Origin of the sequence: Amycolatopsis dendrobii (assembly GCF_014145675.1) — a bacterium.
Lineage (GTDB): Bacteria > Actinomycetota > Actinomycetes > Mycobacteriales > Pseudonocardiaceae > Amycolatopsis > Amycolatopsis dendrobii.
The window spans coordinates 631,132-645,139 of the sequence record NZ_JACGZW010000001.1 but is presented as its reverse complement, the minus strand read 5'-3'; the positions used below and the strand labels follow the sequence as shown (position 1 = coordinate 645,139).

The following is a 14,008-nucleotide window of genomic DNA, read 5'->3' as shown; positions in this document are numbered from 1 at the left end:
GAACTCTAAGCGGCCGGTGTGAACTCGTCGTAGATGACCGTGCCGCCGCGGACCGTGCGCAGGCAGCGCGGCAGCGGCGTGCCCGGCTCCAGCCTCGGCAGCGGCGGCACGCCCGAACGCGGGTCGGTGGACCAGCGCTGCACGCGGCTGTCCGCTGTGGCGACGACGAGGTCGGCCGCGTCCCAGATCGCGTAGTGCGCGGGCGCGCCGGGGACGAGACTGCCGGTCACGCCGTCGTTGACGCCCGCCGCGCGGTGTCCGGCGCGCGTGTGCGCGGTGAACGCGGCACGGGCGGAAAGCCGCGCTTCGGGTGTGTGGTGGTGCACGGCCGCGCGGACCGCCGCCCACGGGTCGACCGCGCACACCGGGGCGTCGCTGCCGAAGGCGAGCACGACCCCCTCGGCGGCGAGCTGCGCGAAGGGGTTCAGCGCTGCCGCCCGGTCGCCGAGCCGTTCGGAGTACATGCCGGAGCCGCCGCCCCAGGCTTCGTCGAACAGCGGCTGCACGGATGCGACGACGCCCCATCCGGCGAGGGCGCGCGCCTGGTCCTGAGTGACCATCTCCAGGTGCTCCAGCCGGTGGTGCCGCGCGGCGAGGGGACGCTGTCCGACCTGCTTCTCAGCCAGCCGGAAGCCCTCGATCACCTCGCCGGCGGCGGCGTCGCCGATGACGTGGAATCCCGCCTGCAGCCCGGCTTCGGTGCAGGCCACGAGATGGTCGGCGATGACTGCGGCGTTGGCGTAGAGGGAACCGGAGGTGCCGGGCTCGTCGGAGTACGGCGCGCTGAGCGCGGCGGTGCGGGAGCCGAGGGCCCCGTCCACGAAAAGGTCTCCGGCGACGCCGTGCGCGCCGAGACGGCGGGCGGTGTCGAGGCCGTCCAGCTGGCCCCAGTAGCCGACGACCTCGGGCAGTGTCGGGTCGGCGAGCGCGAGGAGGTCGGCGAAGTCTTCCTCGCCGGAGATGTCCGGGCCCGCGCATTCGTGCACCGACACGATCCCGCGCGCGGCGGCCGTGGCGAGGAAGGCGCGCTGGGCTGCCCGGCGCTGCGTCCGGGTGACCGCGTCCCGGGCCGCGCCGCGGACGAGGTGGTGGGCGGCGCGGGTGAGCGGGCCGTCCGCGGACCATCCTGCGGCCGACTCGACGCCGGGCGCGATTTTGACGAGCGCGCTCGACACCAGGGCGGAGTGGACGTCTACGCGGCTCAGGTAGACGGGAGTGTCCCCGGCGGCGGCGTCCAGCTCGGCGCGGCTCGGCAGCCGCTGCTCGGTCCAGGACGACTCGTCCCAGCCGTGCGCGAGCAGGACCTGCCCGGGAACGACAGCGCCGCGCACCGCGGCGAGCAGTTCGGCGGAGCTGCGGACGGCGGTCAGATCGAGTCCGGTCAGGTGCAGGCCGGTCGAGGTGGCGTGCACGTGCGCGTCCACGAACGCCGGTGCGACGAACGCCCCGCCCAGGTCGACGACCTCGGCGTCCGGATGCAGCGCGCGGGCCGGGGCGTCCTGGCCGACCCACACCACGGTGCCGCCGGAAACCGCCATCGCGGTCGCGTCGGGCGAGGACGGGGTGTAGACGCGGCCGCCGAGCAGGAGCGTGGTGCTGTCGTTCACTCCCCGAGTCTCCCGCCTGGTCCTCCGAGCAGGGCAGACCGGGTCATCGTGCAGAAAGATTTACGGTCGACTAACGTTATGGCAGGATATTTTCACGCGTTCCCGACGACTAGGAGTACAGATGACTGCGATCCAGGAACCTGTGCCGACTGCCGCCGCCTTCGACCAGCCATACGAGTACGTCCGCGCCGAGTTGGCCGAACCCGACTGGCGCCGCTTCCCCGGCTGGCACGACGTGACCGAAGCAGAGTGGCGGGACGCCCAGTGGCAGCGCGTGCACTGCGTGCGCAACGTCAAACAGCTGCGCGCCCTCATGGGCGACCTGCTGGAGGACCGGTTCTACGAGGACCTGGTCGCCGACCAGCGCGAGATGGCCACGATGTCGATGCTGCTGCCGCCGCAGATGATCAACACGATGGCCCCGCACGCGGGCACCGACCCGGCGAAGGTGACCGAGGCGTTCTACGCCGACCCGATCCGCCGCTACATGCTTCCCGTGCGCAGCGACCGGCACCCGGTGTGGCCCAGCCACCCGCACGCCGAACGCGACTCGCTGCACGAGGCCGAGATGTGGGTGGTCGAGGGGCTCACCCACCGCTACCCGACGAAGGTGCTGGCCGAGATGATCTCGACCTGCCCGCAGTACTGCGGGCACTGCACCCGGATGGACCTCGTCGGCAACTCGACCGAACAGGTCGAGAAGCACAAGCTCGCGCTCAAGCCGGTGGACCGCCAGGACGCCATGATCGACTACCTGAAGCGCACCCCCGGAGTCCGCGACGTGGTCGTCTCCGGCGGCGACGTGGCGAACGTGCCGTGGCCGCAGCTGGAGTCCTTCCTGATGCGCCTGATGGACATCGAGACCGTCCGCGACATCCGCCTCGCCACGAAGGCCCTCGCGGCGCTCCCGCAGCACTGGCTCCAGCCGAAGGTGACCGAAGGCTTGCAGCGGGTCGCTCTGACGGCGCAGGCACGCGGGGTGAACCTGGCCATTCACACGCACGTGAACCACGCGCAGTCGGTGACGCCGCTGGTGGCGGAGGCCGCGCGGACGGCATTGCAGGTCGGAGTGCGGGATGTGCGGAATCAGGGCGTGCTGATGCGCGGGGTCAACGCCACTCCGGCGGCGCTTTTGGATCTCTGCTTCGCATTGCAGGGCGAGGCCAATATCCTGCCCTACTATTTCTATATGTGCGACATGATTCCCAATGCTGAGCACTGGCGGGTTTCTGTGCATGAAGCGCAGGAATTGCAGCATTCGATCATGGGATATCTGCCCGGATACGCGACGCCGCGGATCGTGTGCGACGTTCCTTACGTCGGGAAGCGGTGGGTGCACCAGCTCGCCGAGTACGACCGTGATCTGGGGATTTCCTACTGGACCAAGAACTACCGGACCGGGATCGAGCACGAGGACCCGGAGGCGTTGCAGCGGAAGTACCCGTACTACGACCCGATCCAGACGCTGCCCGAGGCCGGGCAGAAGTGGTGGGCTGACCGGAAAGCCAACTAACGCCGAGCGCTGATCCCGAACACTTGCCCCGTACTGGGCGACAGACCGGCAAGCCGCGGCTAAAGCTCACGGGATCCGCGCCCTGCCGCAGGCGAACCGCGCCCGGGAAGAAGACCTCGAAGTGGTGCCTGGTCAGCGGAAGTACCGCCGGCCAGGCACCGCCAAAGCGCCGCGCCGTCGCCTGCCGCCGGCGCTGACCTCCGGGATGCCCTCGCGGTGCGCCACGCGGCTTTCGCCGCGAACCGGTGCAGGGTCCGGATCCAGCGGACCGGGATGCCCGCCTCGGCCGCCCACACGAGACCGATCTCATCGGATCGTTCCTCGATCAGATCGCAGAACCGTTGGCACACCTCGATTCGTCGGGCGACCGGGAGCCGCGGCCACGGGCAGTCGAACACTTCCGCTGCCGCCGCGGCGGCAGCGTCCGCTGTCGGTGCGACAACGCGCTGTCCGGGCCAGGCACCGCGGCGACAGCGCCGCGGGCGGAGCGCGGGCCGCGGCGCTGTCGCCGGTGTTCTCTCCGCCGAAGCTCTGACCGGGACAGCTAGGCCGGGTTCCCGGCGAACACCGGACTGGTCGAGACGAACGGGCTGAACTCCATCCGGCGCGTCTTCCATTCGCCGTCGCGGCGCACGAACTCCAGCTCGTACCCGCCCGACAGCAACTGGGCGACGCCGTCGTCGGTCAGCCGGAAGTAGAACACGTCGGTTTTCGCCGCCGCGGTGTCGCCGTCCACTTCGATCACCGCGTTGGTGATGTGATGGTGACAGCGAGGCACCTGCTCCCACACCTTCCGCACCAGCGCGCGGACACCGTCGATGCCGTGGCCCTCGCCGCGCGGCAGCACGTAGTCCGCGTCCTCGGCCCAGATGCTCAGGAACGTTTCTTCGTCCTGTTTGTCGATCCCGTGGCAGTACTTGGCCAGCACCGCCTTGATCTCTTCGACGTCGATCGCCCACTGGATACGTTCTTCGCGGGTGCGTGCTTCGCCGGTCAAGGGAATTCCTTCCGTCGCTGTCCTTCCGTCGAAGACAGACCGCGACGGTAAGCGGGGTCGGCGAAGCAGGTCAATTTCCCTTTCCCGAAGCGGCGTTTCGGGAAATCCGAAGCTCCGGTAGCCCTCAGCCGTTCCGCTCGACCGTTTCCCGCAGCCGGTCCAGCCGTTCCGCGGACTCCGAACCGGGTTCGGCCGACCAGATCACCAGCTGCTGCTCGACGTTCCCGGCCTGCTGGAAGCTGTCCCAGTCCAGCGACATCTCCCCCACCTCCGGATGCGCGACCGTCTTCGTGCCGAAATTCTGGTGCGCCACCCGCCGTTCGGCCCACCAGCGGCCGAAATCCGGGCTCGTCAGGGACAGATCGCCGACCAGCCGCGACAACGCCGGATCGGTCGGGGTGCCCGCCGCGTTCATCCGCAGCACCGCGACGCACGTGCGCGCGACCTGCTCCCACTCCGGGTACCGCGCCCGCATCTCCGGGTTCGTGAAGACCAGGCGGATGTAGTTGCGGTCCCGCTCGGGGATCTGGGCGAAATCGAGCAGCAGCGCCGCGGCGAGGTCGTTCCAGGCCAGGATGTCCAGATACCGGCTGAACACCAGCGCCGGCACCCGGTCCAGCTGCCCCAGCAGCCGCTCCAGCTGCGGGCGGATCGCCCGGCGGCGCCTCGCCGGTTCGCGCGGTGCCGATGCACCGTCGGTGCGGGTCAGCAGAGTGCGGACGTAGTCGCGCTGCTCGTCGTCCAGTCGCAGGGTGCGTTCCAGCGCGGCCAGCACTGGTTCGGACGGGGCGAGGCGGCCCTGCTCGATCCGCGTGTAGTAGTCCGTGCTGATCGAAACCAGCTGCGCCACTTCTTCGCGGCGCAGCCCGGGGACACGACGGCGTTCGGCGGCCGGGGCGTCGAGGCCGACCTGGTGCGGCTGCAGTTCGGCGCGGCGGTGCTGGAAGAACTGTCCCAGCTCGCGCAGTTCCGTCGTCGCCTCGACCATGCTCGCCATCTTACGGCCCTCGCTGTCGCGTATCCGGGGAAGACTTTCCCGGGTTGGCTCTTCCGTCCTCGCGGACGCCTGATCGCTGCACGGTCGAGCGAATCGTGCTCGGCCGTGCAGCAATCGCCAGTCGCCCGGAGGATCAGAGCTTCTCGGTGAAGAAGGGGACGATCGTCTTCAACGCCTCGCCCGCTCCGTTCGGCCGGTCGTACAGGTCGTAGTGCGACGCGCTGTCGATCTCGAGGAGCTGCTTGTCGGTGGACGCGGCCTTCTCGTAGATCTCGTGGCCGTCGCGGTACGCGCCGAACGCGCCCTGCTTGTCCTTGTCGCCGATCACGATCAGCAGCGGCTGGTCGAGCAGTTCCTCGGCCAGGTAGAACGCGTCCCAGCCCAGCACCGCCGAGCCGTGCGCGGCCTCGAACAGGACACAGCCGTTGTCCGCCTGGCCGCGATCGGTGCGGTAGTACTCGAAGGCCTCGATGATGTCGATGTCGCCGGTCTGCTTCGCGCCTTCGGCCGTCTCGGGCAGGAAACCGTTGACCGCGCTCTGCTCGCCGCGCGCCTCCGCGGTGCGCTGCTGGCCGATCGCGGCGAGCGCCTGGAGAACGCCGCCGTTCTGGCCCGCCGTCTCCCGCTGGAGCCGCCCGAAGTTGGCACCAGTCACGGACACCACGACCTTGAAACGCTTCTCGGTCTTCGCTGCCGCGAGGGTGTACCCGCCGCCTCCGCAGATGCCGAGCACGCCGATCCGGTCGGCATCGACGTACGGGAGGGTCACCAGGTAGTCGACGACGCGGCTGAAGTCCTGGACGCGCTGCGCGGGGTCCTCGAGGAACCGCGGCTCGCCGCCGCTCGCGCCCTGGAAGCTGGCGTCGAACGCGATGACCACGTTTCCGGCCTCGGCCAGCGCCGGGGCGTACACGTTGCCCGAGGTCTGCTCCTTGCAGCTGCCGATCGGGTGCGCCACGACGATCGCGGGGTAGGTCTTGGACTCGTCGAAGTCCGGCGGGAAGTGCAGATCCGCCGCGATGTCCCAGTACATGTCGCGGTTGCGGAACTTGACGTGCTCGACGGTGCCGGTGGCCATACTGCCTCCTCTGTCTTGCTCGGGGCGTTTCCCCGGCCTGTCTTCCACTCTCGGCCTCCGCGGGCACCGGTACCAGTTCGGGTTCTTTCCTAGGAAGGATTTATCCCTGGATACCCCGCGACGCCGAGACGCTGACGGGAGCGCGCGTTCGCGGGCGGCCGGGCAGACTTTTCCGCACCGCCGCGAAAGTCGCGAAAAACTCCCGAGGTAACGCTTCCCGCCCGAATCCCGCCCGCCGGCGACCCGCCGGTTGACACCCGCGCCTCCGGCACGGACAGTGTGACTCTGCATTTTATATTTTACTTCTGACTGACACTCGGCCCCCTCAAGGAAGAGCTATGGACCAGCCTCAGCAGACCGTCGGCGTCCAGCCGCCCGGCACCACCGCGCCGTCGAAGAAGGACATGCGGCGCATCGCGATCGCCAGCGCCACCGGAACCGTGATCGAGTACTACGACTTCCTGATCTACGGAACCGCCTCCGCGCTGGTGTTCCCGCACGTGTTCTTCCCCGCCCTCGGACCGGCCGCGGGCACCGTAGCCGCATTCGCGACCCAAGGCGTCGCCTTTCTCGGGCGGCCGCTCGGCGCGATCCTGTTCGGGCACTTCGGCGACCGGGTCGGCCGCAAGAAGACCCTGATCACCACGCTGTTCCTGATGGGACTCTCGACCGTCCTGATCGGACTCATGCCGACCGCCGCCCAGATCGGCGTGGCCGCTCCCCTGCTGCTGCTGCTGCTGCGCATCCTGCAAGGCCTCGCCGTCGGCGGCGAATGGGCGGGCGCGACCCTGCTCGCGGCGGAAAGCGCGCCCAAGGGCAAGCGCGGGTTCTACTCGATGTTCGGCTCGCTCGGCGGCGCGATCGCGGTCGTGCTGGCCAACCTGACGTTCCTGATCGCCGGGCTCACTATGAGCAACGAGGACTTCATCAGCTACGGCTGGCGCATTCCGTTCGTGGCCAGCGTGGTGCTGATCGGCGTCGGCCTCGTCGTGCGGTTGAAGATCGAGGAGTCCCCGGTGTTCCGCCGCGAGGCCGTCCGGTCCGGAACCGCGTCCGCACCGCTCGCCGAAGCGTTCCGCAAGCAGCCGCGCCAGATGCTGTTCGGCTCCGGAGTGCTGGTCATGGTGTTCGCCTTCTTCTACCTCAGCGGCAGCTTCCTCGCCTCCTACGGGACCGCCCACCTGCATCTGGCCAAGACCACCGTGCTTTCGATCGGCGTGCTCGCGGGCGTCGTGTGGTGCATCTCGATGATCCTCGGCGCGGTGCTGTCCGACCGGTTCGGCCGGCGCCGGGTCATCCTCGTCTCCACCTTCGTCTCCGTGGCCTGGGCGCTCGCCCTGTTCCCGGTGCTGGACATCGGCACCGCCTTCTCCTACGGCGCGGGAGTCTGCCTGACGCTGGTCTTCGCCGGGCTCGTCTTCGGGCCGGTCAGCGCGTTCATGCCGGAGCTGTTCATCACCCGCTACCGCTACACCGCAGCCGGGTTCTGCTACAACGTCGCCGGCATCCTGGGCGGCGCCGTCCCGCCGCTGGTGGCCGCCCCGATCATCGGAGCGGCCGGATCGCTCGCGTTGGGCGGGTTCCTCGCGGTGCTGGCGTTGATCAGCGCCGTCTGCACGATGGGGCTCAAGGAGACCCGCCACTACGAAATGGACCGGGGAGAACTCGTCGCCGGGTGAATCGCCGGGCCGCTGGCCGGGAGTCTGCCGCAGGGCAGGCTCCCGGCCAGTTTGCTATGCACTTGCTCGCACAACGCGAAAACGGGCGGGCTCCCGGCAATCCGCCGGGAGCCCGCCCGTTCTTCGCTGGCCTCAGTACGAGCGCGGCAGCCCCAAGACCTGCTGCGAGACGTAGTTCCGCACCATCTCCTGCGAGAACGGCGCGTTGCGCAGCAACCGAACCTCGCGCCACAACCGCTCGACGTGGTACTCCTTCGCGTACGCGTACCCGCCGAGCGTCGAGAACGCCCGGTCGCACGCCTCGAAACCGCCCTCAGCGCCCAGATACTTCGCCGCCGCGGCTTCCGGACCGCATGGTTTGCCCTCGTCGAACAACCGCGCCGCCCGCATGACCATGCCCTCCGCGGCTTCCAGCCGGATCCACGAGTCCGCCAGCGGATGCGCCACGGCCTGGTTCTGGCCGATCGGCCGGTCGAAGACCACCCGGTTCTTGGCGTACTCGGTGGCGATGTCCAGCGCGGCCCGGCCGAGGCCGATGCCTTCCATGCCGACCACGATGCGTTCCGGGTTCAGCCCGTCCAGCAGGTAGTAGAACCCCTTGTCCACCTCGCCGACCAGCCGGTCCTCGGGCACGAACAGGTCGTCGATGAACAGTTCGTTCGTGTCGATCGCCGCGCGGCCCAGCTTCTCGATCTCCCGCACCGTGATCGCGTCGCGGTCCAGGTCCGCCAGGAACAGCGACATGCCGTACAGCGGCTTGTCCTCCCGACGCGGCGAGGTGCGGGCCAGCAGCAGGATCTTCTGCGCGTTCTGCGCGTTGGTGATGAAGACCTTCTTGCCGTTGACCTTCCAGCCGCCCTCGACCTTGGCCGCCTTGGTCTTGATCCGCGACGTGTCCACCCCGGCGTCCGGTTCGGTCACCCCGAACGCCATCAGCAGTTCCCCCGCCGCCAGCTTCGGCAGGTATTCGCGCTTCATCTCCTCCGAGCCGTACTTCACGATCGGCGCGGGCGGGAACACGTAGAAGTGGATCGCCGAACCGCCTGCCATCCCGGCGCCCGACGCGGAGATCTCGCCCATCATCACCGCGGCCTCTTCCAGGCCGAGGCCGATGCCGCCGTATTCCTCCGGGATCATCGCGCCCAGCCAGCCGCCCGCGGCGAACGCCTTCACGAACTCCCACGGGTATTCGTGGTTGCGGTCCTTGTCCAGCCAGTAGTCGTGGTCGAACTTGCGGGCCAGCTCCCGCGTCGCCTTCCGGACGATCTCGACATTGCTTTCCGGATCGGTCATTGCGCGTTCTCCTCCGCGAGTACCGGGATGTCTTCCAGCGGCGTGGCCGGGTCCAGCGAGGACAGGTCGCCGACCGGGGCCCCGACGAACCGCGCCCGGATGGCGCGCCGCATGATCTTGCCGTTCTTGGTTTTCGGCAGCGTCGGCACGACGTACACCTGCGGGGCGAACGACTTTCCCGCGTTCTCCAGCGCGACCTCGTGCAGGTCGGCGGGTTCCGCGCCGCCGGCGCGCAGCACCGCGAACGCCACTGCTCGCTGGCCGCGCAATTCGTCCGGCGCGCCGATCACGGCGACCTCGGCGATTCGCTTGTCCCGCAGCAGGGCCGCCTCGATCTCCGCCGGGCCGACCCGGCGGCCGGCCAGTTTGAGCGTGTCGTCGGAGCGGCCGTGGATCCGCCACTGCCCGGCACTGTCCACACTGCACAGATCGCCGTGCACCCAGACGCCGGGGAACCGGGCCCAATACGTGTCGAGGTAGCGCTCGCGGTCGTGCCAGAACGCGTGCGTCATCCCCGGGAAGGTGTTGCGCACGGCCAATTCGCCGATCGCGCCGACGAGCGGCCGGCCTTCGTCGTCGAGTACCGCCGCGTCCACTCCGGGCAGCGGGCCGGTGAACGCGGCCGCCTCAGCGCGCAGGAACGGGTAGCCGATCAGCAGCCCGCCGCCGACCTCGGTGCCGCCGCTGTAGTTCACGATCGGCACCCGGCGCTTTCCCACCTGGTCGAACAGCCACCACCAGGTCGGCTCGTCCCACGCTTCCCCGGTGGAGACGAACGAGCGCAGGGTGGCCAGCTCGTGGCCCGGCTTCTCTTGTGCCGCCCGCAGCGCGCGTGCCGCGGTGGGCGCGATTCCCTGCACGGTGACGCCGTTGCGCTCGGCCACCTCCCACATCCGGTCCGGCGTGGGATGCGTCGGGAGCCCCTCGATCATCACGATGGTGGCGCCGAGCTGCAGCGGACCGGTCATCAGCATCGGCCCGACCAGCCAGCCGAGATCGGTGATCCAGCAGACGACGTCGTCGGCGTGCACGTCGAAGCCGTAGGCGAAATCGACGGCGGTCTTCACCGCGAACCCGCCGTGGGAATGCACGATCCCCTTCGGCCGGCCAGTCGTGCCCGACGTGTAGACGACAGTGAGCGGGTCGTTCGCCTCGGTCGCGGCCGTCTCGACCGGCGCGGGCGACTGGTCCAATTCGTCGTAGTACCGGTCACGGCCGTCCGTCATCGGCACGTCCGTGCCGAGATGGCGGACCACCACGACCGTGCGCACCGACGGCGCGTCCGCCAGTGCCGCGTCCGCGGTCGCCTTCAGCGGGACTTCCTTGCCGCGCCGCGTCGTCCCGTCCGCGGTGACCAGCGCGACCGCTTCGGAATCCTGCAGCCGGGTGGCGAGGGCGTCCGCCGCGTAGCCGCTGAACGTCGGCACCGCGATGGCACCGAGCATGGCGATCGCGAGGAACGCCACGACGGCCTCGGGCACCACTGGCATATAGAGCACGACCCGATCGCCCCGGGAAACGCCGAGCGCGGCCAGGTTGGCCGCGAACCGGCGCACCTGCTCGTCCAGTTCGCCGAAGGTCAGCGTGCGCCGCTGCCCCGAATCTCCCTCGTAGACCACTGCGGTCTTGCCCGCGAGCTCGCCGCGGGCGTGCCGGTGCGCGCACAGCTCGGCGACGTTGACCCGGCCCCCGCGGAACCAGCGAGGGAACGGCTTCCCCTCGGACTCGTCGAGCACCCGCTCGAACGGCTCCGCGAAGGCGATGTCCAAGTCTTCGACTACCGCGCGCCAGAACCACTCCGGGTCAGCGATCGCCCGCCGGTTCGCCTCGGCCACACCCTCCGCGTCCGCGGGCAGGCCCCACCTCCGCAGCGCGGCGAGATAGCGGCTGCGGTCCCGCACCTGCCCGGGCGGGAGCCAGGCGAAGCCCGTCTCGTCCTGAGCCATGTCCGGCCCCTTTCCGTTCAGCTTCGCGCGGCGGACGCCTCGGCGGCGGACCGCTTCAGCATCAGGCCCGCGCGCAGGGCGTCGCACACGATCTCGTCGCGCTGGTTGATGCCGAGGTGGCGGAACATCACGATGCCGGAATCGCCGCGGCTCTTGGACTCGCGCTTGCTGACGATTTCGGTGCGCACGTGGATCGTGTCGCCGTGGAACACCGGCTTGGGGAAGGTGATCTTCTCGAAGCCCAGGTTCCCCAGCGTGGTCCCCTGGGTCGTCTCCGGCACCGTCACCCCGGAGACCAGGCCGAGAATGAACAGGCTGTTCACCAGCCGCTGGCCGTAAATGGTGTCCTTGCTGTACTCCGCGTCGAGGTGCAGCGGAGCCAGGTTCAGCGTCATGACGCTGAACAGCGTGTTGTCCGCCTCGGTGACGGTGCGGCGGGTCGGGTGGTCGATGACCATCCCCGGTTCGAATTCCTCGAAGTACAGGCCTGCCATCCGGTGTCCTCTCCCCGCCGCGCGCTCGGCGCGGCTCCTGATCGATCGTCTCGGCTGCTGCGGTCCGGGCAGGCCCGCGCCTCCGCGGCCGCCTCGCACGCAACAAATATAAAATATACTCTTGACCGGTCACCGTCTAGCCGGGTTGTGCATATCATATATTCTTGACGCTCGGCTGGGACAATCCGAGGAGGCACAGATGCCCGATCGCTCACCGCCCGCCGCGCCGCCCGGGCCGGTCCGTTTCCGCACCGCTGACCTCGAGACCGCGCGGGAGCAGGTGACGCGCACGTTCGCGAGCCATGACGTGCGCGTCTCCGACCGCGCCGGCATGCGATTCCGGCTCGACCTCGCGCCCTCGGCGCACCTCACGATCGGGCGGATGGGCTACGGCGCGGACACCACGATCGTCGGTCCGCCGATGCGGCTGTGCTACCACGTAAACCTCCCCGCCACCGGCACCAGCACGGTGGAGCAGCACGGCGCGCGCCGCACGTTCGCGGCGGGCGAGGCGGGAGTGACCTTCGTGCCGCAGTCCCCCGTGCTGGTGCAGTGGAGCGCGGATTCGTGGCAGTACCACGTCAAGCTGCCGAAAGACCTGCTCGAGGCGCACGCGGCGAAACTGACCGGGCACGCGGTCCGCGAGGAGATCGACTTCGACCTCACGTTCTCGCTCCGGTCGAGCACCGCGCAGGCGTTCCTCGCGACAGTGAGCTTCCTTTACGCCGAACTGAGCCGCGACGGCGGACTCGCCACCGTTCCCGCCGCGTGCCACGAGTTCGAGTCCGCGCTGATGACCCAGCTGCTCATGACCGTGCCCAGCAGCCTCAGCGCGCGGCTGCACAGCCGCCCCGCCCACACCCGGGGATCGCGCATCCGGGAAATCGTCGACTATCTCGACCGGAATCCCGAGAAGACCCTCACCACCGCGGACCTGGCCGCCATGGCCGCCATCAGCCCCCGCGCGCTGCAGGCGGGCTTCCAGGAGGCGGTCGGCAAGTCCCCGATGGCCTACCTTCGCGCGGTCCGGCTGGACCGGGTGCACCGGGAGTTGCTGTCCGGCGCGGCGGATTCGGTCACCGACGTCGCGGCGCGCTGGGGGTTCTATCACCCCGGCCGGTTCGCGCAGCAGTATCGCGAGCGGTTCGGGATGCTGCCGTCGGAGACCGCCCGCCCGCGCGGCTGACGGGCGGTCTCCGGGGTCAGGCCGACTGTTCCCGCGGCTGCGTCCACGCGGTCAGCAAGCGGTCCAAATCCAGCACCGCGGCGTCCGGCGCGGACGGCTCGCGCGCCGGAGTACGGCTGAACCGCGGGGCAGGCCGCGGGTGCAGCACGCCGCCGACCCGGCCGAACACCGCCCGCTCGGCGTTGTGCGGATGCCCGGCCGCCTCGTCGAACGTGAGCACCGGCGTCACGCACGCATCGGTCCCCGCGTAGATCCGGGCCCATTCGTCCCGGTCTTTTGCCGCGAAAGCGGCCGCGATGAGCGAGCGCAGCCGGGGCCACGCCGCGCGGTCGTCCTGGTCCGGCCACCCGGTCAGGTCGACGCCGAGCCGGGAGACGAACTCGCGGTAGAAATCGGGCTCCAGCGCGCCGACCGCGACATACCGGCCGTCGGCGCAGCGATAGGTGTCGTAGAACGGCGCACCCGAGTCGAGATAGTTCGTGCCGGGTTCGTCGGAGTAGCGACCGGCCGCGCGCAGGCCCTGAAGTTTGGCGGTCAGCAAGGCGACGCCGTCGATCATCGCCGCGTCGAGCACCTGGCCGCGGCCCGACGACCGTGCTTCGAGCAGTGCGCTCACGATGCCGAAGGCGGCCACGAGCGCTCCGCCCGCGTAGTCGCCGAGCAGGTTGACCGGCGGCCGCGGCGCCTCCCCTTTCCGGGCCATCGCGTGCAGCGCGCCGGTCTGGGCGACATAGTTGATGTCGTGGCCTGCCTGCTGCGCGAGCGGACCGGACTGGCCGTACCCGGTCAGCCGCGCGTACACCAGCGCGGGGTTCCCGGCCAGCAGGACCTCCGGCCCCAGCCCGAGGCGCTCCGCGACGCCGGGCCGGTACCCCTCGATGAACACGTCGGCCGCTTCGGTGAGCCGCCGTACCGCCCGCACGCCCGCCGGCGATTTGAGGTCGGCCTGGACCGTGCTGACCCCCCGGTTGGCGAGATCGTGCTCGGCGGCCATGCCCTCGGTCTGCCCGAGCGCGCGGCCCCGCTTGTTCGCCGGCCGCGCCACCCGGATGACCTCCGCGCCGAGGTCGGCCAGCAGCATGCTGGCGAACGGCGTCGGCCCCATCCCGGCGAGCGCCACCGCACGCACCCCGGCCAGCGGTCCGGGCGGGGTCGTCTCGGTCGTCATCGGCACTCCTCGGGGATCCATCTCATGATTGCATATTATGTATTATTTAT

The 14,008-nt window shown here is 69.8% G+C and carries 12 protein-coding genes; 3 read left to right on the top strand and 9 right to left on the bottom strand.

The genetic code is table 11. The annotated features are described in order from the left end of the window. Nucleotides 1-5: 5 nt before the first annotated feature. Nucleotides 6-1,607 carry an amidohydrolase gene (locus H4281_RS02880; protein WP_182889282.1) on the bottom strand — a complete coding sequence of 534 codons (1,602 nt, stop codon included), beginning with the start codon at nt 1,605-1,607 and terminating at the stop codon, nt 6-8. Nucleotides 1,608-1,728: 121 nt separating this feature from the next. Between H4281_RS02880 and H4281_RS02875 the strand changes: the two genes are divergently transcribed. Next, complete coding sequence (locus tag H4281_RS02875) at nt 1,729-3,120, top strand: KamA family radical SAM protein (RefSeq protein WP_182889281.1); 1,392 nt, start codon at nt 1,729-1,731, stop codon at nt 3,118-3,120. Nucleotides 3,121-3,179: 59 nt separating this feature from the next. Here the strand turns inward: H4281_RS02875 and H4281_RS46745 are convergent, their stop codons facing one another. The 4 genes from H4281_RS46745 to H4281_RS02855 all read right to left on the bottom strand — a co-directional run bounded on the left by H4281_RS46745 (nt 3,180) and on the right by H4281_RS02855 (nt 6,192). Continuing rightward, the gene (locus H4281_RS46745; RefSeq protein ID WP_376771807.1) at nt 3,180-3,737 is read right to left on the bottom strand and encodes an aldehyde dehydrogenase family protein; all 558 of its coding nucleotides are present in this window, start codon (nt 3,735-3,737) and stop codon (nt 3,180-3,182) included. Further along, a complete protein-coding gene (locus tag H4281_RS02865; RefSeq protein ID WP_182889279.1) occupies nt 3,665-4,117 on the bottom strand; it encodes a nuclear transport factor 2 family protein in 453 nt (150 codons plus the stop codon). The genes H4281_RS46745 and H4281_RS02865 overlap by 73 nt, the downstream gene beginning before the upstream one ends. Before the next feature lie 124 nt (nt 4,118-4,241). Beyond that, nucleotides 4,242-5,105 carry a helix-turn-helix transcriptional regulator gene (locus H4281_RS02860; protein WP_182889278.1) on the bottom strand — a complete coding sequence of 288 codons (864 nt, stop codon included), beginning with the start codon at nt 5,103-5,105 and terminating at the stop codon, nt 4,242-4,244. A gap of 142 nt (nt 5,106-5,247) precedes the next feature. Further along, nucleotides 5,248-6,192 carry an alpha/beta hydrolase gene (locus H4281_RS02855; protein ID WP_182889277.1) on the bottom strand — a complete coding sequence of 315 codons (945 nt, stop codon included), beginning with the start codon at nt 6,190-6,192 and terminating at the stop codon, nt 5,248-5,250. 338 nt (nt 6,193-6,530) lie between these two features. Between H4281_RS02855 and H4281_RS02850 the strand changes: the two genes are divergently transcribed. Continuing rightward, a complete protein-coding gene (locus H4281_RS02850; RefSeq protein WP_182889276.1) occupies nt 6,531-7,871 on the top strand; it encodes an MFS transporter in 1,341 nt (446 codons plus the stop codon). Nucleotides 7,872-8,003: 132 nt separating this feature from the next. On the opposite strand, the gene H4281_RS02845 is transcribed toward H4281_RS02850, so the two are convergent. The 3 genes from H4281_RS02845 to H4281_RS02835 are packed head-to-tail and all read right to left on the bottom strand — an operon-like array spanning nt 8,004 to nt 11,604. Next, on the bottom strand, nt 8,004-9,164 hold the full coding sequence (locus tag H4281_RS02845; protein ID WP_182889275.1) for an acyl-CoA dehydrogenase family protein: 1,161 nt from the start codon (nt 9,162-9,164) through the stop codon (nt 8,004-8,006). Continuing rightward, the gene (locus H4281_RS02840; protein ID WP_182889274.1) at nt 9,161-11,110 is read right to left on the bottom strand and encodes an AMP-binding protein; all 1,950 of its coding nucleotides are present in this window, start codon (nt 11,108-11,110) and stop codon (nt 9,161-9,163) included. Before H4281_RS02840 ends, H4281_RS02845 begins: the two co-directional genes overlap by 4 nt. 17 nt (nt 11,111-11,127) lie before the next feature. Continuing rightward, on the bottom strand, nt 11,128-11,604 hold the full coding sequence (locus H4281_RS02835) for a MaoC family dehydratase (protein WP_182889273.1): 477 nt from the start codon (nt 11,602-11,604) through the stop codon (nt 11,128-11,130). A 199-nt stretch (nt 11,605-11,803) separates the two neighbouring features. Between H4281_RS02835 and H4281_RS02830 the strand changes: the two genes are divergently transcribed. Further along, nucleotides 11,804-12,790, top strand: coding sequence for an AraC family transcriptional regulator (locus tag H4281_RS02830; RefSeq protein ID WP_182889272.1), 987 nt, complete (start codon nt 11,804-11,806; stop codon nt 12,788-12,790). A 16-nt stretch (nt 12,791-12,806) separates the two neighbouring features. Here the strand turns inward: H4281_RS02830 and H4281_RS02825 are convergent, their stop codons facing one another. Continuing rightward, nucleotides 12,807-13,958 (bottom strand): CaiB/BaiF CoA transferase family protein, encoded by a 1,152-nt coding sequence (locus H4281_RS02825; protein ID WP_182889271.1) that lies wholly within the window; start codon nt 13,956-13,958, stop codon nt 12,807-12,809. Nucleotides 13,959-14,008 lie beyond the last annotated feature (50 nt).

What these genes read in the sequence shown, in the direction of transcription:
- H4281_RS02875 (WP_182889281.1), top strand. Translation starts at nt 1,729, where the DNA reads ATGACTGCGATCCAGGAACCTGTGCCGACTGCCGCCGCCTTCGACCAG.
- H4281_RS46745 (WP_376771807.1), bottom strand. Translation starts at nt 3,737, where the DNA reads ATGGAAGACGCGCCGGATGGAGTTCAGCCCGTTCGTCTCGACCAGTCC.
- H4281_RS02860 (WP_182889278.1), bottom strand. Translation starts at nt 5,105, where the DNA reads ATGGTCGAGGCGACGACGGAACTGCGCGAGCTGGGACAGTTCTTCCAG.
- H4281_RS02855 (WP_182889277.1), bottom strand. Translation starts at nt 6,192, where the DNA reads ATGGCCACCGGCACCGTCGAGCACGTCAAGTTCCGCAACCGCGACATG.
- H4281_RS02850 (WP_182889276.1), top strand. Translation starts at nt 6,531, where the DNA reads ATGGACCAGCCTCAGCAGACCGTCGGCGTCCAGCCGCCCGGCACCACC.
- H4281_RS02845 (WP_182889275.1), bottom strand. Translation starts at nt 9,164, where the DNA reads ATGACCGATCCGGAAAGCAATGTCGAGATCGTCCGGAAGGCGACGCGG.
- H4281_RS02840 (WP_182889274.1), bottom strand. Translation starts at nt 11,110, where the DNA reads ATGGCTCAGGACGAGACGGGCTTCGCCTGGCTCCCGCCCGGGCAGGTG.
- H4281_RS02835 (WP_182889273.1), bottom strand. Translation starts at nt 11,604, where the DNA reads ATGGCAGGCCTGTACTTCGAGGAATTCGAACCGGGGATGGTCATCGAC.
- H4281_RS02830 (WP_182889272.1), top strand. Translation starts at nt 11,804, where the DNA reads ATGCCCGATCGCTCACCGCCCGCCGCGCCGCCCGGGCCGGTCCGTTTC.
- H4281_RS02825 (WP_182889271.1), bottom strand. Translation starts at nt 13,958, where the DNA reads ATGACGACCGAGACGACCCCGCCCGGACCGCTGGCCGGGGTGCGTGCG.